The sequence below is a fragment of the Bauldia sp. genome (assembly GCA_037200845.1).
Lineage (GTDB): Bacteria > Pseudomonadota > Alphaproteobacteria > Rhizobiales > Kaistiaceae > DASZQY01.
Map to the genome: position 1 here is coordinate 515,701 of JBBCGQ010000001.1, position 19,974 is coordinate 535,674.

Genomic DNA, 19,974 nt, shown 5'->3' on the forward strand with positions numbered 1-19,974 from the left:
CTGGCTAAGCGCCCGTAACCGAAGGGTTTCTGCGGGTTGTCCTACTACCAGCTCTACGAACTCAATCATGCGGCAATGGGACCGTTCCGCGCCGCAGCGGATGCGGCGAAGCTCTATTTCCAGAACCCGCTGAACCCGCTGTCGCAGACCCCGTTCGGCCGTTCGATGGCCGCCGCCGCCGAAATGTTCGAGCGCACGACGCGCCGCTACGGCAAGCCGGAATGGGGCCTCGCCGACACGTTGCTCCACGGCGTCCGCGTGCCGATCGTCGAGCGCATCGTGTGGGAGCGTCCCTTCGGCCGCGTCATCCATTTCGAGAAGGGCGCCGCCAAGAACGTCAGCGCCGCCGGCCAGCCGAAGCTGCTGATCGTCGCGCCGATGTCGGGCCACTATGCGACGCTGCTGCGCGGCACGGTCGCCACCATGCTGCCCGACCACGACGTCTACATCACCGACTGGATCGACGCGCGCATGGTGCCGCTGTCCGAGGGCAACTTCGATCTCGACGACTACATCGATTACGTCGTTTCGATTTTGCATTTCCTCGGCCCGGGCGCGCACCTGATGGCGGTGTGCCAACCCTCGGTGCCGGTGCTCGCCGCCGTCGCGCTGATGTCGACGCGCGGCGATCCCAATTTGCCGGCGACGATGACGCTGATGGGCGGCCCGATCGACACGCGCATCAACCCGACGGCGGTCAACACCGTCGCCAATACGCACGACCTCGAGTGGTTCCAGAAGAACGTCATCATGAAGGTGCCGTTCCCGCATCCGGGCTTCATGCGCGAGGTCTATCCGGGCTTCCTCCAGATCTCCGGCTTCCTGTCGATGAACATGGAGCGCCATGTCGAGGCGCACCGCGAATTCTTCCAGCACCTCGTCGATGGCGACGGCGAGGATGCCGCCAAGCATCGCGACTTCTACGACGAGTACCTGGCGGTGATGGATCTCACCGCCGAGTTCTACCTGCAGACCGTCGACACGGTCTTCCTGCGGCACGCCCTCCCGAAGGGCGAGATGACCCACCGCAACGAGAAGGTCGACACGGCCGCGATCACCAAGGTCGCGCTGCTCACCGTCGAGGGCGAGAACGACGACATCTCCGGCCTCGGCCAGACCAAGGCGGCGCAGACCATCACGCCCGGCATCCCGGCGGAGATGAAGACGCACTACATGCAGCCGAAGGTCGGCCACTACGGCGTCTTCAACGGCTCCCGTTTCCGCGCCGAAATCGCCCCGCGCATCGCCGATTTCATCGCGACACACGGGCGCAAGGCATCCGGCAAATAGGCAGGCGGCAATCGGAGCGCGTCCGACTGCCCATTGCCGACTGCCGAATGCCGATTTTCCTCCCTCCTTGTCGCATTTTGCTTGAATCGACCCTCCCCGTTTCCCACGTCCAATTCGTTACGTACGATTGACGTACGATATAGGAGGGGAAGGGTACTGAAATGACCTACGCGCATGCCTTACGGCCGGCCTGGACGCCGTTGACCGTAATCCTGATGGTCCTCGGGTTCGCTGTCGCTTGGCCGCTCGGGTTGCTGGTGCTCGCCTACATCCTCTGGGGCAGCAATTTTCCCGGTGTTCGCAGTCACTTCGACGGCATGAAACGGGACTGGAACGACGCCTGGTGCGGTCCGCGCAACGGCTTCCGCTCCGAGCGTTCGTCTTATGGGTCGCGGAGCGGCAACGCCGCCTTCGACGACTACCGCGACGCCGAACTGAAGCGTCTCGACGAGGAACGCCGCAAGCTTGAGGAAGAGCGGGCGAATTTCGAGACCTACGTGCGCGACCTGCGCCGCGCCCGCGACAAGGACGAGTTCGATCGCTACATGGCCGACCGCAAGAAGCGGAAGGGCGCCGAGACTATCGACCTCTAGCGTTGCGTACGAGTAAGGAGCGGCGGGGCCCACAAGCCCCGCCGTTTTTCGTTTCCGTTCTGTCCCGCTGTGCCATGATCCTGGGCACCCCGAACTGATTCGCGAATCTTTCCATGGCCTTCTTTGCCCGCCGCGCGGCGGAGCCCATCCCCGACAGCTTCGAGATCGCCACCGGCGCAGGCGTCGTGTCTGTCGATCTCCGCCGCCATCCGCGCGCTCGCAACTACACCCTGCGCGTCGCGGGCCCGGCCAGGGCGCCGGTGCTCACCATGCCGAAGCGCGGCACGCTGCATGAGGCGCGCCGCTTCCTCGACCGGCACGTCGACTGGCTGCAGCGCCAGATGGAGAAGCTGCCGGCGCCGACCGTGATTGCCGACGGCGCCTCGATCCCGCTCCGCGGCGCCATGCACGTCATCCGCCACCAGCCCGGCACGCGCGGCACGGTGTCGATCGGCACCGACCCGACCGGCCCGGCCATCATCGTTCCGACGCCCGGCATGGGGGATGCCGGGCAGGTCCGCCGGCGCGTCGTCGAGTTCCTGAAGCGCGAGGCCAAGCGCGACCTCGAATGGGCAGTCATTCGCCATACGCTCGCCGCCGGTGTCCGCGCCAAGGCCGTGCGGCTGCGCGACCAGACCAGCCGCTGGGGCTCATGCTCGGCCGACGGGCACCTGTCGTTCTCGTGGCGGCTGGTGATGGCCCCGCCGGCGGTGCTCGACTACCTCTCCGCCCACGAGGTTGCCCACCTTCGCGAGCTCAACCATTCCTATCGCTTCTGGCACATCTGCAAGGCGCTGGCGCCGCAGTCCGACGCCGCCCGCACGTGGCTGCAGCAGAACGGCCCGGCGCTGCACGCCATCGGCGCGGAATAGCCGCGCGCCGTATTCCGCTGAGCCGTATTGCGGCTATTTGGATTAGGCGGCACGGTCGCAAGGGCGTAAGGCTGAACCAGAGTTCCCGCCCGCGACCTTTTCCCTTCATGCGCCTCAAGCCCGACACGCCCGCGTTCGTTCTGCTGCTCGCGTTCCTGACGATGATCGGGCCGCTGTCGACGGACATCTTCCTGCCGTCGATGCCGTCGATGGCGCTGATCTTCAACACCACGCCGGCCGGGATACAGGCGACTCTCACCAGCTACTTCATCGGCTTCGCGCTGGCGCAACTGCTCTACGGCCCGATCTCCGATAGCATCGGCCGCCGCCCGGTGCTGCTCGGCGGCCTCGGCGCCTACACCGTCGCCAGTTTCATCTGCGTCGTCGCGCCCAGCATCGATGCGCTCATCGCCGCACGCTTTCTGCAGTCGGTCGCGGCCGCCGCGCCGGTCATCCTCGGCCGCACCATCGTGCGCGACATCCACTCCGGCGTCCGCGCCGGCCATCTCCTGGCGGTGATGGCGTCGATCATGGGCGTCGTCCCGATCCTCGCGCCGGCGATCGGCGGCTTCCTCGAGACGCATTTCGGCTGGCAGTCGAGCTTCTGGGTGATGACCGCGATCGGCGTCGCCGGCACCGCCGTCGTCGCTTTTGCCTTGCCGGAGACGATCCGCGAGCGCCGCGCCGAGCGCCTGTCGCTGTCGAGCATCCTCGGCTCGTACGCGATCGTCGCGCGGAGCTCCGTCTTCCGCGCCTACGCCGCGTTCGTCTGCTGCGCCTACGCCGGCCTTATCCTCTACGTCGGCGTCTCGTCGTTCATCGTGCAGGGGCGCTACGGCCTGTCGCCGGTCGGCTACGGCCTGATCTTCGCGTTGGGTGCCGCGGCCTTCGTCCTCGGCACCTACCTCGGCCGCGTCGTCTCCCGCCGCAGCACGCTGCATCGCGCCGTCGGCGCCGGCGCGACGTTCCTGGCCGTCGGCGGCGCGCTGCTGCCGCTGGGCGTCGGCCTCGGTCCGGGCAACATCGCCGAATTCATCGTGCCGGTCGCGATCTTCATGACCGGCATCGGCATCATCATTCCACAGGCGCTGGCCGCGGCGCTGACGCCGTTTCCCGAGCGCGCCGGCGCCGCGTCATCGCTGATCGGCTTCCTGCACATGGGCACGGCGGCGATCGTGCTGATGCTGGCCGGCACGGTGTTCGGCGCCGATCCGCTGGCCAACGCCTGCCTGCTCGGCGTCAGCGGCATCGGCGCGGCCCTGATCTACGTCGCAACAAGAAAAGCGAGGCTGGCCTAACCGCCGAACAGCCGCTCGAAGAAGCCGCGCCGTTTCGCCGGCGGCGCGTTGCCGCCGACGTCCGCAGGCGGCGTCGTGCCGTCGCTGGTCCAGCCGTCGTCTTCGGCCTGCGCCAGCGCATCGCCGATCGGATCGTCGTGCGTCAGCACCAGCGGCCGCCCGTCCTCGCCGAGCGACACCGGCGGCGTCGGCAAGGCAGCGACCGCGCCGCTGCCGCCACCGTAGCGGTAGTTGCCGGGCAGCTCCGCCGTCTGCACGCCGGCAAGCGCGTCGGTCATGAACCGGTTCCACGCGATCGCCGGCAGGTTCGATCCGCTCGCCTTCTTCGTCGGCTTGTCGTTGTCGTTGCCGAACCACACGCCGGCGGTCAGCACGCGCGTGTAGCCGACGAACCACGCGTCGCGGAAATCCTGGCTGGTGCCGGTCTTGCCGGCGGCGTCCCAGTCGGCGAGCGCCGCCTTGCGCCCGGTGCCCGAGTTGATCGTCTCGCGCAGCATCGCGTTCATCATGCCGACGTACATCGGGTCGATCACCTGACCGGGGCCGGAGCCGCTGCGCTCGTAGAGCGTGTCGCCGTTGGCCGTCATGATCCGGTCGATGACGTGCGGAATGATCCCGCGCCCGCCGTTGGAGAACGGCACGAACGCCGCCGTCATCTCCAGCGGCGTCACCTCGGACGTGCCGAGCGCGATCGACGGCGTCGCCATCAGCGGCGAGGTGATGCCGAGCCGCCGCGCCGTGGCGACCACGGCCTGCGGGCCCACTTCGGCGGTGAGCTCGGCCGAGACGGTGTTGAGCGACTGGGAGAGGGCGGTGAGCAGCGTCACCGGCCCCTTGTAATTCTTCGACGAATTCTGCGGCTTCCAGCCGTTGATCGAAATCGGCTGATCGACGCGCACGGTCTCCGGCACGAGCCCGTTTTCCAGCGCCGTGAGATAGACGAACGGCTTGAACGCCGAGCCCGGCTGGCGCAGCCCATCGACCGCGCGGTTGAACGGCGAGGTGCCGTAGTCGCGCCCGCCGACCAGCGCCTTGACCGCGCCGTCGGGATCGATCGCCACCAGCGCCGCCTGGCTGGCGCCGAATTTCGCGCCGTCCTCGTTCAGCGTATCGGCGACCGCGCGCTGCGCCGACGCCTGCAGGCGGAGGTCGATCGAGGTGTCGACGATGATGTCCTGATCGACGCTGCCGATGTAGTTGGGCAACTGGTCCATCACCCAATCGGCAACGTAGCGACCGCTTCCCCCCGCAACGTCGCGCACCGGCTTCACCTCGGTCGATAGCGCCAGCGACGTTTCGCGGTCGCCGATGAAGCCGGCGTCATGCATCGCGGTCAGCACCTGCTGCGCCCGCGCCTCCGACGCCTGCGGATGAAGGATCGGCGAATAGTTCGACGGCGCCTTGAGCAGCGCGGCGAGCGTCGCCGCCTCCGCCAGGTTGACGTTGCGCGCCGACTTGCCGAAGTAGCGATGCGCCGCGGCATCGACGCCATAGGCGCCGGCGCCGAGATAGACGCGGTTGAGGTAGAGCTCGAGTATCTGCTTCTTGGTCAGCCGCGCCTCGAGCCACACGGCGAGGATCGCCTCCTGCACCTTGCGCTCGAAGGTGCGATCCGGCTTCAGGAACAGATTCTTGGCGAGCTGCTGCGTCAGCGTCGAGCCGCCCTGCACGACGCCGCCCGACGTCAGGTTGACGAACATCGCGCGCGCCAGCCCGATCGGGTCGATGCCGAAGTGCCAGTAGAAGCGCCGGTCCTCAATCGCGATCACGGCTTGAGGCAGGTACGGTGGCATCTCGTCGAGCGTCAGGCTCTGTCCGGAAGAATCGCCGCGGTTGGTGATCAGCGATCCGTCGGCGGCGAGGATGCGGACGTTCGCGGCGCGCTGCGGCACCGTCCAGTCGGCCATCGGCGGCAGCGTCGAGGCGTAGTAGCCGGCGACCGCCGCCAGCGCCCCGGCACCGACGACGAACAGAACGAGGAACGCGCGCACCAGCCGGCTGACCAGGCCGCGCCGGCTCTTGTTTTTCTTCTTCTTTTTCTTGCCGCTGGATTTGCGGCCACGGGCCTTTTGCCCGTCACGTGAAGCCACGGCCCGCCCGGCGTCCTCGTCGTTCGTCATGGGATGACGAAAACGACGCTAAATACGGCGATTTAAGGCGCGGTTAAGGGTGCGGCGCTCCAATCGAACGGAATCGAGGTGATTCCGATTTCGCGTATGTCAATCGCAGCGCGATCCTGTTCCGTTCACATTTCGCCTAGCAACCGCATCCCGATCGTCAAAAAAGACTAATAAAATCAATTACATGATAGATGACATTCAGTCAGCCTTAAAAAAGCTAACACCATGTTTGACTTTGGATTCCTGCGATCATATATCGTCCAATATGGGAAACGATCCTACTCTTTCCGTTGACGAAGCTCTGAAGGCGAAGCTGGACGATGTCCTCTCGCGTAAGGCAGACATTGCCAAGCGACGTGCTGCGTTAGCTGAAGAAGACCGATCGCTTGATCGCGATTTGGCGGATTTGCGTGCTGCGGTGCGCGTTTTTGGGGTTAATTTGGCAGTCCCGTCCCCCGAGAGAGTTGAGGGAGGATCGGGATTGTGGCGCGTTGTTCGAAATAGTGGAGGCGAAATCACGGGGCGTGTTCGCGTTGCCTATGGCAGTGCGGAACCAACAGCCCTGTCAGCGTCCGGTGGCGAAAGACCGCTGGCTGTCCCGGAGATAGCCATCGCAAAGTCGGCGGATGTGACGGCGCAGCTAGAGGCGCCTTCGCCCACCAAACTGGTTCCGCCAGTTCGTCCGCCTATCCGCGACATTGTGTTGGATCGTCTCAAAGCCGCCGGGACGAAAGGCGACAGGGCCACGCCCATCCGCAAGTTCATTGAACGTGTTTACGGCGGCAACATCCACGAAAAGACGGTGGGCATGACGCTATACAGATTGGCCAAGGACGGATTGGTTCGTCGACATGGCCGCACGTGGTTCCTCGCGGAAAACGCGGGGAGCCCCGGCGCTGACACGCCGGGACCCGAAGCCTCGCAAACATAGAAGGAGACAGCACGATGCAGCACATCGTCCGCAGCAGCTAGGAAGCCGGGCTGGGCTGTGGTTGGGGGTCACTACTCCCCGCCACAGTCCGGTTCGGTCGCTACCCTCGGCCCAGTAGTTCAGTTGGATAGAACTGGGGATTACTAATCCCTGTGTCGTGGGTTCGAGTCCCACCTGGGCCGCCAATTCAAATAGCGTAAGCTAGCGGTCATTTCAAGCGGAAACCCTTGGGAATCAAGGGTTTCCGCGCCGTGATTGTTTTTGGAAATCTGACCCATGCCCAATCCCCCCGATTTCGCCCGCGCCGTGAAGCCCGGCGACCATGTCTTCCTGGTCGACGGGTCCGGCTACGTTTATCGCGCCTACCATGCGCTGCCGCCGCTGACGCGGAAGTCCGACGGCCTGCCGGTCGGCGCGGTCGCCGGCTTCTGCAACATGCTGTGGAAGCTGCTGCAGGATGCCTCTGCCGGCGTGAAGCCGACGCATCTCGCCGTCGTCTTCGACAAGTCGGAGCACACGTTCCGCAATGAGATGTACGACCAGTACAAGGCGCACCGGCCCGAGGCGCCGGATGACCTCAAGCCGCAGTTCGGGCTGATCCGGAAGGCGGTGAAAGCATTCAACGTCGCATCGATCGAGCAGTCCGGCTTCGAGGCCGACGATCTGATCGCGACCTATGCGCGGCTGGGCGCGGCGGCGGGCGCGGACGTCACCATCGTCTCGTCCGACAAGGACCTGATGCAGTTGGTCACGCCGACCGTGACGATGTTCGACACGATGAAGGACAAGCGTATCGGCATTCCCGAGGTCGTCGAGAAATTCGGCGTGCCGCCTGAGAAGGTGATCGAGGTGCAGGCCCTGATCGGCGACTCGGTTGACAACGTGCCGGGCGTGCCGGGCATCGGCGTGAAGACCGCGGCGCAGTTGATCGGCGAGAATGGCGACCTCGAGGGCGTGCTGTCGCGCACCGCCGAGATCAAGCAGCCGAAGCGGCGCGAGGCGCTGGAGACTCATGCCGAGAACGCGCGCCTGTCGAAGCGGCTGGTGACGCTCGACACCAACGTCGCCCTCGACGTGCCGATCGAAGGGCTGGCGGTGCAGGAGCGCGACGGACCGCGTCTGGTCGCCTTTTGCAAGATCATGGAGTTCATGGCGCTCGGCCGCCGCGTCGCCGAGGCGACCAAGACCGACATCGACGCAGTCGCGCCGGGCTTCCCCGACGAGACGCCGCAGGCGCTGCCGGCGAAGAAGGACAAGGCCGACGTCACCGAGGAGGCGGTGCCGGCGCGTCCTGTCTACCGCCCGTATTTCAACGCCGGCGACAAGCGTGCGCCGGGCGTCGATGGCGCCTCCGGCCCGATCGAGGGCGTAGCGGTCGGCGCCGCGCTGGCAACGTCAAAACCGTTCGACCACAAGGCTTACGAGACGGTGACCGACGTCGCCGCGCTCGACCGCTGGATCGACGCGGCGCGGTCGATCGGGCGCGTCGCCATCGACGCCGAGACCAATTCGCTAGACCCGATGCGCGCCGAGATCGCCGGCGTGTCGCTGGCGCTGGAGCCGGGCAGGGCGGCCTACGTCCCGATCGGCCACAGGAGCGGCGCCAACGATCTTCTCGGCGGCGGTCTGGTCGAGGGCCAGATACCGGCAAAGACGGCGCTGGCGAAACTGAAGGCGCTGCTCGAGGACCCGTCGGTCATCAAGGTCGCGCAGAATCTCAAGTACGACTACGTCGTCTTCTCACGCCACGGCATCCACGTCGCGCCCTACGACGACACGATGCTGATTTCGTACGCGTTGGACGGCGGCAAGGGCGGCTCCGGCATGGACGCCTTGGCGAGCGACGTCCTTGGCCACACGCCGATCAGCTTCAAGGACGTCGCCGGCGCCGGCCAGAAGCAGGTGACGTTCGACCAGGTCGCGCTCGACAGGGCCACCGAATATTCCGCCGAGGACGCCGACGTCGCAATCCGCCTGTGGTCGGCGCTGAAGCCGCGGCTGACGGCGGAGCGCATGATGACGGTGTACGAAACGCTGGAGCGGCCGCTGATCCCGGTGCTGGCGCGCATGGAAGCGCGCGGCATCAAGGTCGATCGCCAGATCCTGTCGCGCATGTCGGGTGAGTTCGCGCAGAAGCTCGGCGGTCTTGAGCACGAGATCTACAATCTCGCCGGCGAGAATTTCAACATCGGCTCGCCGAAGCAATTGGGCGACATTCTCTTCGGCAAGTTCAATCTGCCCGGCGGCAAGAAGACCAAGACGGGCGCCTGGTCGACCGGCGCCGACGTGCTGGAGGAACTGGCGGCCGAGGGCAACGCGCTCGCCGAAGGCATCCTCGCCTGGCGGCAATTGTCGAAGCTCAAGTCGACCTACACCGACCTGCTGCCCGAATACATCCATCCCGAGACCGGCCGCGTGCATACGTCCTACGCGCTAGCCTCGACGACCACCGGCCGCCTGTCGTCGTCCGATCCGAACCTGCAGAACATTCCCGTCCGCACCGACGACGGCCGCCGCATCCGCACCGCCTTCATCGCCGAGAAGGGCATGAAGCTGATCTCGGCCGACTACTCGCAGATCGAGCTGCGCATCGTCGCGCACGTCGCCGACGTGCCGGAATTGAAGCTGGCCTTCGCCGACGGCCTCGACATTCACGCCATGACGGCGAGCGAGATGTTCAACGTGCCGGTCAAGGACATGCCGGTCGAGGTCCGTCGCCGCGCCAAGGCGATCAACTTCGGCATCATCTACGGCATCTCGGCCTTCGGCCTCGCCAACCAGCTCGGCATCCCGCGCGAGGAGGCCGGCGCCTACATCAAGCGCTATTTCGAGCGCTTCCCTGGCATCCGCGGCTACATGGACCGCATGCGCGCCGAGGTGAAGGAGAAGGGCTACGTCTCGACGCTCTTCGGCCGCAAGATTCATTTCCCGCAGGCGAAATCGTCCAACCCGTCGGAGCGCGCCTTCGTCGAGCGCGCCTCGATCAACGCGCCGATCCAGGGCACGGCGGCCGACATCATTCGCCGCGCCATGATCCGCATGGAAGACGCGCTGGCCGGCGCGCGGCTGAACGCCAAGATGCTGCTGCAGGTGCACGACGAGCTGGTCTTCGAGGCGCCCGAGTCCGAGGTGAAGAAGACGATGGATGTCGTCCGCGACATCATGGAGCAGGCGGCCCACCCGGCGATCCAGTTGTCGGTGCCACTGCAGGTCGATGCCAAGGCCGGCGATAACTGGGACGCCGCGCACTAGCCGCCGGGTGTCCTCGCGGAGGATAGACACCCCTCCCCAAAACCGCTGCGCGGTTTTGGCCCTCCCGCAAGGGGAGGGCTCAAGCGGAGTTTGTTGGAACGTGATATTTCAACAGGCCGAACCCTCCCCTTGCGCGAGGGTCAAACCGCCGAAGGCGGTTTGGGGAGGGGTGTCTCTCCTACGCTCCGGAGCACCTACCGCCGCCGCTGCTGTGCGTCGATGCTCCACGGCCCCGGCCCCGCGGCCGCGATGTACAGGAACACGAAGCAGAACAGGATCGCCGGCTCGCCGAAATTGATGAGCGGGAAAAAACTCATCGGCGCGTGCGCGCTCCAGTACGCGATCGCCATCTCGCCGGAGAGCACGAACGCCGCCAGCCGTGTGTAGTAGCCGCCGATCAGCGCCAGGCTGCCGACGAGCTCCAGTATCCCGATCAGCATGAACCACGAGAAGCCGCCGGCCGGCGGCGGCATGCCGGCGCGCGCCGGGAAAGCCGGAAAGTGGAACAGCTTCTGCGTCGCGTGCTCGAGGTAGAGCAGCGCGGTCACGATGCGGAGGAGGGAGAGGAACTGCGGACGCCAGAGGGTCAGCCGATCGAAGAACTGTTCCAAGAAATACACCTGCCGAGTGCGAGGTCGCCGCCGCCCGGACATGCCAGATCGATGCGCCGCCCGGAAGGGCCGCGAAGGTCACATCGCGGTGAACGTCTGCGTCAGATTGTATTGGCGAAGAACGAGCGGATGGTCGCCGCCATCTCCGCCTTGCCGACGCGCATCATGCCCCATGCGCTGCCGCCGGCCAGCCGGTCGAGCGCATGCTGCCGCTTTTCGATCAGCACGGCGAAGCGCTCGACCAGGTCGGGCGACTGCTTGAGCACATGCGCCAGTGCCACCTTGTTGACCTCGATCACCTCGAGCGGCGTCGCTGCCGTGACCGTGGCGCTCCGCCGCGCGCCGGTGAGCAGCGACATCTCGCCGACGATGTCGCCGCCGCTGAGTTTCGCCACCGGCCCATCGACGCCGTGCACCGTGACGTCCGCCTCGCCGGAGACCACGATGTACATCGCGTGCCCGGGCGCGTCTTCCTCGATGGGCTTCGCGCCCTGCTGGAAGCGGATGAAGTAGGCCTTGGTCGCCAGTTCCTCGATCTCCGCGCTGTCGAGCACGTCGGCGAAGAACGGCACGGTTTTCAGGATGTCCAGCGGTTCCATGGCGGCAATCTCTTGTGGCAGGAGGTGAGGGTCAAGCCGCAGCGCGGCGCCAGGTGACCAGCGTCACACCGGCCGCGGCGTCGAGGGTCTCGGCCGGTCCGGATTCGAGGCCGGCGGCGGCGAGCAATGTCTCCGGCGTCTGCCCGTTGCCGAGCGCGGTGAACAGCGGCACGCCGCCGGGCAGCGTGACGCCGGCGACGCGGGCGAGGTGGAAGGCGTCGTAGCCCGAGGCGAGGAACAGGTCGAAGACCTCGCGCCCGCCGGGTACCGCGACGATGCCGCCGCGCGGCGCCGCGCTGTGCAGCGCCGCCGAAAGCGATGCCTGGCTGGGGTTCCACCACCACGCATCGGCGCGCCGCTCGACGCCGTGCGCCGAAGACGAAATCACCAATCGGTTGCGCCGCATCGTGTTGGGGTTCACCTCGTGGCTGTAGCGGCCGACGACGACCACGGCGGCCATGTCGAGCGCCGCCTGGAAGCGCAGCCAGTCGGCCTCGTTGTTGAGCGAAGCCGGCGTGTTGCCGTCGGCGCCGGCAATGCATCCGTCGGCCGAGACGATGGCGTGTCCTTCGATGCGGTAGCCGGGGAGGACGGTCACGTGCGCAGCGTTCCTCCCGTGGCCTCCTCGACGGCGGCAACCACGCGCGCGGCAACCGCCTCGATCTCCTGCTCGGTCATCGTGTGCTCCGTCGGCTGCAGCGTAACCTCGATCGCCACCGATTTCTTGTCGCGGCCGAGCGCCTCGCTTTCGAAGGCATCGAACACCGCCGCGCCGACGATCAGCTTGCGGTCGGCGCTCTCGGCGGCGCGCACGATCTTCGCCGCCTCCATCGAGCGGTCGACCAGGAAGGCGAAATCGCGCTTCACCGGCTGTAGGTCGGAGAGCATCAGCGCGCCCTTTGCCTTGGTCGCCTTCGCCTTAGGCAGCGGGATCGATTCGAGGATCAGCTCGAACCCGGCGAGCGGCCCCTCGGCGTCCAGCGCCTCCAGAATCTTCGGGTGGAACTCGCCGAACGTGCCGATGATCGTCTTCGGCCCCTGGCGGATCACGCCCGAGCGGCCGGGGTGATACCACGCCGGCGCATCTGCGCTGACCTGCACCTTCTCCGCCGCGATGCCCAGCGCATCGAGCAGCGCCAGCGCGTCGGCCTTGGCGTCGAACACCGACACCGCCGGTGCCGCGCCGGTCCAGTGGCGGCCGCCGCCGTTGACGGTTGCGGTCCCGGTGCGGATGCCGCTCGCCGCGGTGAATTGATCCTCCGGCCTGTCGCCGCGATAGATCTGGCCGACCTCGAACAGCGTGATGTCGGCGAAGCCGCGGTCGGCGTTGCGCCGCGCCGCCGCGATCAGGCCGGGGTAGAGGCTCGGCCGCATGTCCGACATGTCGGCCGCGATCGGATTGGCGAGCACCAGCGCCTTGTCGCCGCCGCCGAAGGCGACGGCGCGCGCGTGCGCCACGAACGACCACGTCACCGCCTCGACGAAGCCGCGCGCGGCGAGCGCACGCTTGGCCCGGCGCGTACGCTGCTGTATCGGGGTGAGCACGGGCTTCACCACGCCGGGCAAGCGGTCGAGCGGCGTCGAGGGTACCTTGTCGAGGCCGGAAATGCGCACGATTTCCTCGACGATGTCGGCCTTGCTGGCGGCATCCGGGCGCCACGTCGGCACGGTCACGATCATGTGGCCGGGCCCGCGCCCGGGCTTCGAGGTAAAGCCCAGCGCATCGAGGATGCGCGTCGCCTCGGGCGCCGCCACCTCGATGCCGGCCAGCCGCTTCACCTCGCCGAGCGGGAAATCGATCGTCGTCCGCGCGGTCGGAACCTCACCGGCGACCAGTATGTCGGTCGCCCGCCCGCCGCAGAGATCCATCACCAGCCGGGTTGCGAGTTCCAGTCCGGGGATCATGAACGCCGGATCGACGCCGCGCTCGAAGCGATGACGCGCGTCGGAGTTGATGCCGAGCTTGCGGCCGGTGTGCGCGATGTTGAGCGGCTCCCAGAGCGCCGACTCGATCAGCACGTCGGTCGTCGTCTCGCTGCAGCCGGAAGCCTCGCCGCCCATGACGCCGGCGATCGACTGCACGCCCTTGTTGTCGGCGATGACGCAGATGTCCGGGTCGAGCGTGTAGGTCTTGCCGTCGAGCGCCTTTATCGACTCGGTGAACCTGCTCCGCCGCACGACGAGGCTGCCCGAAATCTTGTTGGCATCGAAGACGTGCAGCGGCCGGCCGCGGTCGTAGGTGATGATGTTGGTGATGTCGACCAGCGCGTTGATCGGGCGAAGGCCGATGGCGCGCAGCCGCTTCTGCAGCCAGTCCGGCGACGGCCCGTTCTTGACGCCGCGCACCAGGCGGAGGCCGAAGGCCGGGCAGAGCGACGGCATCGAACCGAAGTCGAGCACGACCTTAACCGGGCAGGCGCCGACACCCTTCACCGGCTGCACCGTCCGGTCGATCAGGCGGCCGACGCCGGCCGCGGCGAGGTCGCGCGCGATGCCGGCGACGCCCAGCGCGTCCGGCCGGTTCGGCGTCACCGCGATGTCGATCACCGCCTCGCCGAGATTCGCGAAGGCCGCATAGGGCTGGCCGATCGGTGCGTTCGCCGGCAGGTCGACGATGCCGTCGTGCGCATCCGAGATGCCGAGCTCGCGCTCCGACAGCAGCATGCCGTTCGACTCGACGCCGCGGATGACACCCTTCTCCAGCGTGGCGCCGGTGCCCGGAATATGCGAGCCCGGCGGCGCGAACACGCCGATCATCCCGGCGCGCGCGTTGGGCGCGCCGCACACGACCTGAATCAGGTTGCCGTCGCCGGCGTCGATGCGACACACCTTCAGCCGGTCGGCATTCGGATGCTTCTCGGCAGTGACGACTCGCGCGATCTTGAACGGTGCAAATTCCCTGGCGCGGTCCTCGACGCTTTCGACCTCGAGCCCGACCTGCGTCAGCTTGTCGACGATGATCGCGAGCGGCGCCTCGGTCTCGAGGTGCTCCTTCAGCCACGGCAGGGTGAACTTCACGACGACAGCCCCCCGGCCAGCGTAGGCAGATCGAGCGGGCGGAAGCCGTAGTGGTTGAGCCAGCGGACGTCCGCCTCGAAGAATGGGCGCAGGTCCGGCATGCCGTATTTCAGCATCGCGATACGGTCGACGCCCATGCCCCAGGCGAAGCCCTGGTACTTGTCGGGGTCGTGGCCGCCGGCGCGGATGACGTTCGGGTTGACCATGCCGCAGCCCAGAATCTCCAGCCAGTCGTCGCCCTCGCCGAAGCGGATTTCGTTGCCGACGCGCTTGCAGCGGATATCGACTTCCATCGACGGCTCGGTGAACGGGAAGTAGCTCGGGCGGAAGCGCATCTGCACCTTGTCGACCTCGAAGAAGGCGCGGCAGAATTCTTCCAGCACCCACTTGAGGTGGCCGATGTGGCTCTTCTCGTCGATCACCAGTCCCTCGACCTGGTGGAACATCGGCGTGTGCGTCTGGTCCGAGTCCATGCGGTAGGTGCGGCCCGGGATGACCACGCGGATCGGCGGCTTCTGCTTCTCCATCGTGCGTATCTGCACGGGCGAAGTGTGCGTGCGCAGAAGCAGGCGCTCGCCGTCCGGCTTGGTGTTGAAGAAGAACGTGTCGTGCATCTCGCGCGCCGGGTGTCCGACCGGAAAGTTGAGCGCGGTGAAATTATAGTAGTCGGTCTCGATGTCCGGCCCCTCGGCGATGGCGAAGCCGAGGTCGGAGAAGATCGCCGTGATCTCGTCGATCACCTGGCTGACCGGATGGATGCGGCCGGTTTCGAGCGGCGAGGGCCGCACCGGCAGGGTGACGTCGACGGCGTCGGCGACGATGGCGCGCGCCAGCGCTTCTTCCTTCAGCACCTCGCGGCGCGCGCTGATGGCCGCGCCGACGCGATCCTTGAGGCCGTTCATCGCAGGCCCCATGAGAATGCGCGTCTCGATCGGCATGGTGCCCAGCGTCTTCATCAATTCGGAGACGACGCCCTTCTTGCCGAGCGCGGCGACGCGCTCCGCTTCCAGCCCGGCCTCGTCGCCGGCCGCGTTGACGCGCTGGACGATCTCCTTCTCCAGCGTCGCGAGGTGTTCGGTCGGATCCACAGCCATGTCTCAGCTCTTCCAGCGCAGCGTCGCTGCCTTGATCGGGTTGACGAAATCGCGGCCCTCGTTGCCGGCCGCGACCCACTCGTCCTTGAGGCGCATCCACCAGCGGGCCTGGGTGTTGACGTCGTTGATCAGCATCATCTTGGGCGCGCGCACCAGCCCCTCGCGCTGCTTCTCGGCGATGGCGCGGTCCTGCCCGACGAAGACGTTGGCGACATAGCGCACGATCGGCTTGACCAGATTGGCCCACGCCGGCGTCGCCCAGATGATCTGGTGGAACGCGGTCTCCTCGTCGCTGATCGGCGTCAGCGCCGAGACGGTGACGACGGCATTGCGCTCGCCGTTGATGTCCTCGATGCGCAGCCCCGGCAGGCGGTAGCTGATCTCGGTGGTCACCTCGCGGCCGAGGAGACGGTAGAGCAGGTTCTGCGCCGTCACCTTGTGGCGCAGCATTCGGAATCCGAGATCGGAGGGCGCGAAGCTTTTTTCCTTCGGCTTCACCACGCCGACCTTGGCGCGGTACCACTTGGAGGTATGCACGAAGGCGATGTGCCCCGGGTCCATCAGCCCGAAGGCGGCGTGATCGACCGAGCACGGGAACGTCTGCTCGACGTGCACCTTCGGCTGCGCGTCGGCGGCGAACAGCGGCATCATCGGCGGCTTCGCCATCTCGCCGGCCGGTGCCTCGCCGTCGCGCGCAAAGTAGACCCAGACCAGGCCCTGCTGCTCGACGCACGGGTAGGCGGCGGTGCGGATCTTGGCGAGGTCGATCTTCTGGTCGTCCATCGCCGAGGGGATGAACGCGCACGTGCCGTCGGAGCCGTACTGCCAGCCGTGATAGGTGCAGGCGATGCGCTCGCCGTCGAAGCGGCCATGGTGCAGCGGCATGCCGCGGTGCGGGCAGATGTCGTTGATGGCGAAGACCGAGCCGTTCTTGCGCCGCGCCAGCAGGATCTGGTCGCCCAGCATGACGCGCACGGCGGTCGTGCCCGGGGCGAGTTCGCCGGCGGGCATCGCGACGTACCAGAAGCCACGCAGTAGTTCGGCTTTCAGGCCCTGCACTTCGTGTTAACCCTCACCCACGCCCGGACAAAAGTTTCGGGACTTCTATCCCGAAGCGCTTCCGCCGCGAAACGCTGGTCAGAGGGTCAGGCAGCGAGCGCGCCCGATGCCTTCTCGACCAGCGCCTTGAACGAGGCCGGCTCGCTGACGGCGAGCTCGGCCAGGACCTTGCGGTCAACCTCGACCCCGGCCTTGCCGAGGCCGCTGATAAATCGACCGTAGGTAAGGCCATGCTCGCGCACGGCGGCGTTGATGCGCTGGATCCACAGGGCGCGGAAGGAGCGCTTCCGGTTCTTGCGGTCGCGGAAGGCATATTGCGCCGCCTTGTCGACGGCGGCCTTCGCGGTGCGGATGGTGTTCTTGCGGCGGCCGTAGAAGCCCTTGGCGCGCTTCAGGACCTTCTTGTGCTTGGCGTGCGATGTGACGCCACGTTTAACTCGTGCCATTTCTCAATTTCCTCGGATGTTGGGTGCGGTTGACGGACGGGAGCTACGCGTTCGGAAGGAAGTACTTCCGGACGTTGTCGCCGTCGGTCTTGAACAGCACCTTGGTGCCGCGGAGATTGCGGATTTGCTTGGCAGTGCGCCGGATCATCATGTGACGCTTGCCGCGCTGGGCATGCTTCACCTTACCGGTGGCGGTCACCTTGAATCGCTTCTTGGCGCCGCTCTTGGTCTTGAGCTTGGGCATTTTGCTTCCCTAAGGTTGGAGCTGAAACAGCGTCGCCACGGCATGCCCTTCCATGGCCGGGCGGCGCGAAACCGCGGGGTTTATAGCGGCGAGGGGTGCGGCGCACAAGGGCGGCGGAGGCGCGGCTGCCCGCCTGGAATCGTGCGTTTTCGGGCCTGGCGAGCGGCTCAGGCGGGTTTCTGGGCCGAGAAGAACAGCGTCTGCAGCGGGATCGACCGGCCGTCGGGGCCGAATTCGCGGTGATACGCCTCGGTGAGCTTGGCTACGAGCGCCTCCGGATCGACGCCGCCCCGCGCCTTGACCTGGTCGATGACCGGGGTGCCGTAGATGAAACCGCGCGCAAAGTGCCGGAAGTCGGGCACGGCCTTCTGCAGCCGGATGACCGAGGCGTTGATGTCGGCGAAGCCCGCCGCCGTCAGCGAATCCTTGATCGCCTCGAACGGATACGAGAACGGAATCTTCTGAAACTGCGGCGGATCCTTTGGGAAGAAGGCGGCGACGGTCTCGTAGGCGATCCGTCCATACGAGTTGTGGGCGTGGCTGTCCCAGACGCTGAACAGATACGTGCCGCCGGGCTGCAGCACGCGAAGCACCTCGCGGTAGCCCTTGTCCTTGTCGGGATAGAACATCACGCCGAACTGGCAGACCACCGCATCGAAGCTGTTGTCGCTAAAGGGCAGCGCGGTGCCGTCCGCCGGCTGGAAGGTCAGAGCCTCGCCGGGCCGGAACCGCTTGCGCGCGATGTCGAGCATGGCCGCCGCAAGGTCGGTGACCGTCATGGGGATGCTGGCCGGCAGCGCATCGCGCATGGCGCGCGTGACGACGCCCGTGCCCGCCGCAGTCTCCAGCACATGCGTCGGCTTCAGCGCGGCGAGCCGCCGTGCCATCTCGGCCGCAAAGTCGACGAAGATGATCGGGACGAGCGCGTTGTCGTAGTACTCGGGAATGTTGCCGGAGAAAGACGTGCTGTTATCGTTGCTCATGCTGCGGCCTCGCTCGCCTTGGGCGCCAGCACCTTAAGCCCTCCCGCGACGATCTTCACCTCCAGCGGCCCCTGCAGCCGCACGAGCTCCCCGTCGAGCGTCGTCGGCACCGTGACCCGCCGGTGGAAACGTATGGTGGCTGCCGGAGTCTCCAGGTACGCGACCAGCGGATGCTCCTCCGCCGCCCCCAGCGCCGCAGCGGCGGTGACGCGCGCAAGCTGCACCCAGCCGCGCGCGGTCGTGACGTAGACGCCGAGCACGCCGCCGTCGAGGCGGTCGGCATACGGCATGTGACCCTTGCCGAACGGGTTGTTGCTGATCACGACGCCGGCCGTGCGGCGCTCGATTTTCCGGTCGGCATTCTCGATCGACACGTCGAAGCGGTGCGAATGGCGCACGACGCGCAGGAAGGCGCGCGCGCTGCCGATCATCTTGCCGATGCGCGAGCCGTACGCGAGCTTCTCGCGCTCCGCCACCATCGCCGGATGGAGACCGAGGGCGAGGGCGTGGACGAACAAACGGCCGTTGACGCTGGCGATGTCGACGGTGCGTACCTCGCCGCCGGCCAGCGCCGCGGCGGCCGCCTTCATGTCCGGCGGGATGGCGAGCGAGTGCGCGAAAAAATTCATCGTGCCGAGCGGCAATACGCCAAGAGCAACACCGGCCTCGGCGGCGATCGCCGCGGCAGCGGAGATCGTGCCGTCGCCGCCGCCCACCACGATGGCCTCGCTTTGCTTCGCCGCCTTCTTGATCGCGGCAATCGCGTCGCCGCCCGCCGCGACATGCACCGTCACGTCGTGTCCGGCCTCGCGGAAAATCGCCGCGATCTGCTCGCCGACCTTCTCCGCATCGAGCGTGCGCAGCGTTCCGGCTTCGCGATTGAGGATGAGCGAAATCTTCATCGTGTTCCCAGAAATGCGAAAGCCGGCGAGGGCGCCGGCTTCCAACTAGCGAACGGTACGGAGCGCGGACTACCGCGGCGCCAGCACCATCATCATCTGCCGGCCTTCCATCTTCGGCTCGGCCTCGACCTTGGCGATCGGCGCCGTGTCTTCCTTGACCTTGTCGAGCAGCTTGGCGCCGAGCTCGATGTGCGCCATCTCGCGGCCGCGGAAGCGCAGCGTCAGCTTGACCTTGTCGCCGTCCTCGAAGAACCGCTTGATCGCCCGCATCTTCACTTCGTAGTCGTGAACGTCGATGTTCGGGCGCATCTTGATCTCCTTGATCTCGATGACCTTCTGGCGCTTGCGCGCCTCGGTTGCCTTCTTCTGCGCCGCATATTTGAAGCGGCCGTAGTCGAGAATCTTCGCGACCGGCGGGTCCTGGTTCGGCGAGATGACTACGAGATCCATGCCCGCTTCGCGGGCCATTTCGAGGGCGCGTTGAATCGGCGTATTGCCGTGATTCTCGCCCTTGTCGTCGATCAACTGGACCGCAGATGAGCGGATGTCCTCGTTGATCGCTGGGCCTTCCTTGGTGGTGGGCGGTGCTCTAAACGGACGGCGAATGGTGGTCTTCTCCTCGGTGGACAATGGGAGCGAGAGGATTCGGGCAAGCGGCGCGG

The 19,974-nt window shown here is 66.7% G+C and carries 18 protein-coding genes and 1 tRNA gene; 7 read left to right on the forward strand and 12 right to left on the reverse strand.

Features of this window, described 5'->3' with window-relative positions; genetic code table 11:
• Positions 1-36 precede the first annotated feature (36 nt).
• From phaZ to WDM94_02600, 4 genes are all read left to right on the forward strand, one after another.
• Positions 37-1,290, forward strand: a complete 1,254-nt coding sequence (gene phaZ, locus WDM94_02585; GenBank protein MEJ0011512.1) for a polyhydroxyalkanoate depolymerase — start codon at positions 37-39, stop codon at positions 1,288-1,290.
• Positions 1,291-1,451: 161 nt separating this feature from the next.
• Positions 1,452-1,883 carry a DUF2852 domain-containing protein gene (locus WDM94_02590; protein ID MEJ0011513.1) on the forward strand — a complete coding sequence of 144 codons (432 nt, stop codon included), beginning with the start codon at positions 1,452-1,454 and terminating at the stop codon, positions 1,881-1,883.
• Positions 1,884-1,996: 113 nt separating this feature from the next.
• Positions 1,997-2,755, forward strand: a complete 759-nt coding sequence (locus WDM94_02595) for a SprT family zinc-dependent metalloprotease (protein MEJ0011514.1) — start codon at positions 1,997-1,999, stop codon at positions 2,753-2,755.
• A gap of 107 nt (positions 2,756-2,862) precedes the next feature.
• Positions 2,863-4,053, forward strand: coding sequence for a multidrug effflux MFS transporter (locus WDM94_02600; GenBank protein ID MEJ0011515.1), 1,191 nt, complete (start codon positions 2,863-2,865; stop codon positions 4,051-4,053).
• On the opposite strand, the gene WDM94_02605 is transcribed toward WDM94_02600, so the two are convergent.
• Complete coding sequence (locus WDM94_02605; protein MEJ0011516.1) at positions 4,050-6,143, reverse strand: PBP1A family penicillin-binding protein; 2,094 nt, start codon at positions 6,141-6,143, stop codon at positions 4,050-4,052. The genes WDM94_02600 and WDM94_02605 overlap by 4 nt on opposite strands.
• Before the next feature lie 214 nt (positions 6,144-6,357).
• On the opposite strand from WDM94_02605, the gene WDM94_02610 reads away from it, so the two are divergent.
• From WDM94_02610 to polA, 3 genes are all read left to right on the forward strand, one after another.
• Complete coding sequence (locus tag WDM94_02610; GenBank protein ID MEJ0011517.1) at positions 6,358-7,104, forward strand: hypothetical protein; 747 nt, start codon at positions 6,358-6,360, stop codon at positions 7,102-7,104.
• A gap of 108 nt (positions 7,105-7,212) precedes the next feature.
• Positions 7,213-7,289: transfer RNA gene (locus WDM94_02615), tRNA-Ser, on the forward strand.
• A gap of 121 nt (positions 7,290-7,410) precedes the next feature.
• Positions 7,411-10,356 (forward strand): DNA polymerase I, encoded by a 2,946-nt coding sequence (polA, locus tag WDM94_02620; protein ID MEJ0011518.1) that lies wholly within the window; start codon positions 7,411-7,413, stop codon positions 10,354-10,356.
• A 194-nt stretch (positions 10,357-10,550) separates the two neighbouring features.
• Here polA and WDM94_02625 read toward each other — a convergent pair whose 3' ends face one another.
• From WDM94_02625 to infC, 11 genes are all read right to left on the reverse strand, one after another.
• Positions 10,551-10,967: a DoxX family protein gene (locus WDM94_02625; protein ID MEJ0011519.1), complete on the reverse strand. Its 417-nt coding sequence runs from the start codon at positions 10,965-10,967 to the stop codon at positions 10,551-10,553.
• Positions 10,968-11,068: 101 nt separating this feature from the next.
• Positions 11,069-11,566 carry a cyclic nucleotide-binding domain-containing protein gene (locus WDM94_02630; GenBank protein MEJ0011520.1) on the reverse strand — a complete coding sequence of 166 codons (498 nt, stop codon included), beginning with the start codon at positions 11,564-11,566 and terminating at the stop codon, positions 11,069-11,071.
• A 31-nt stretch (positions 11,567-11,597) separates the two neighbouring features.
• Complete coding sequence (locus WDM94_02635; GenBank protein MEJ0011521.1) at positions 11,598-12,164, reverse strand: hypothetical protein; 567 nt, start codon at positions 12,162-12,164, stop codon at positions 11,598-11,600.
• Positions 12,161-14,584, reverse strand: coding sequence for a phenylalanine--tRNA ligase subunit beta (pheT, locus tag WDM94_02640; GenBank protein ID MEJ0011522.1), 2,424 nt, complete (start codon positions 14,582-14,584; stop codon positions 12,161-12,163). The genes WDM94_02635 and pheT overlap by 4 nt, the downstream gene beginning before the upstream one ends.
• Positions 14,581-15,678 carry a phenylalanine--tRNA ligase subunit alpha gene (gene pheS, locus WDM94_02645; GenBank protein MEJ0011523.1) on the reverse strand — a complete coding sequence of 366 codons (1,098 nt, stop codon included), beginning with the start codon at positions 15,676-15,678 and terminating at the stop codon, positions 14,581-14,583. Before pheS ends, pheT begins: the two co-directional genes overlap by 4 nt.
• A 3-nt stretch (positions 15,679-15,681) precedes the next feature.
• Positions 15,682-16,737 (reverse strand): aromatic ring-hydroxylating dioxygenase subunit alpha, encoded by a 1,056-nt coding sequence (locus WDM94_02650; GenBank protein MEJ0011524.1) that lies wholly within the window; start codon positions 16,735-16,737, stop codon positions 15,682-15,684.
• An 86-nt stretch (positions 16,738-16,823) separates the two neighbouring features.
• Positions 16,824-17,183, reverse strand: coding sequence for a 50S ribosomal protein L20 (gene rplT / locus WDM94_02655; protein MEJ0011525.1), 360 nt, complete (start codon positions 17,181-17,183; stop codon positions 16,824-16,826).
• A 43-nt stretch (positions 17,184-17,226) separates the two neighbouring features.
• Positions 17,227-17,427, reverse strand: coding sequence for a 50S ribosomal protein L35 (gene rpmI, locus WDM94_02660; protein MEJ0011526.1), 201 nt, complete (start codon positions 17,425-17,427; stop codon positions 17,227-17,229).
• 167 nt (positions 17,428-17,594) lie between these two features.
• On the reverse strand, positions 17,595-18,410 hold the full coding sequence (locus WDM94_02665; protein ID MEJ0011527.1) for a methyltransferase domain-containing protein: 816 nt from the start codon (positions 18,408-18,410) through the stop codon (positions 17,595-17,597).
• Positions 18,407-19,312: a diacylglycerol kinase family protein gene (locus WDM94_02670; GenBank protein ID MEJ0011528.1), complete on the reverse strand. Its 906-nt coding sequence runs from the start codon at positions 19,310-19,312 to the stop codon at positions 18,407-18,409. Before WDM94_02670 ends, WDM94_02665 begins: the two co-directional genes overlap by 4 nt.
• 69 nt (positions 19,313-19,381) lie before the next feature.
• Positions 19,382-19,918 (reverse strand): translation initiation factor IF-3, encoded by a 537-nt coding sequence (infC, locus tag WDM94_02675; GenBank protein MEJ0011529.1) that lies wholly within the window; start codon positions 19,916-19,918, stop codon positions 19,382-19,384.
• Positions 19,919-19,974: the final 56 nt, after the last annotated feature.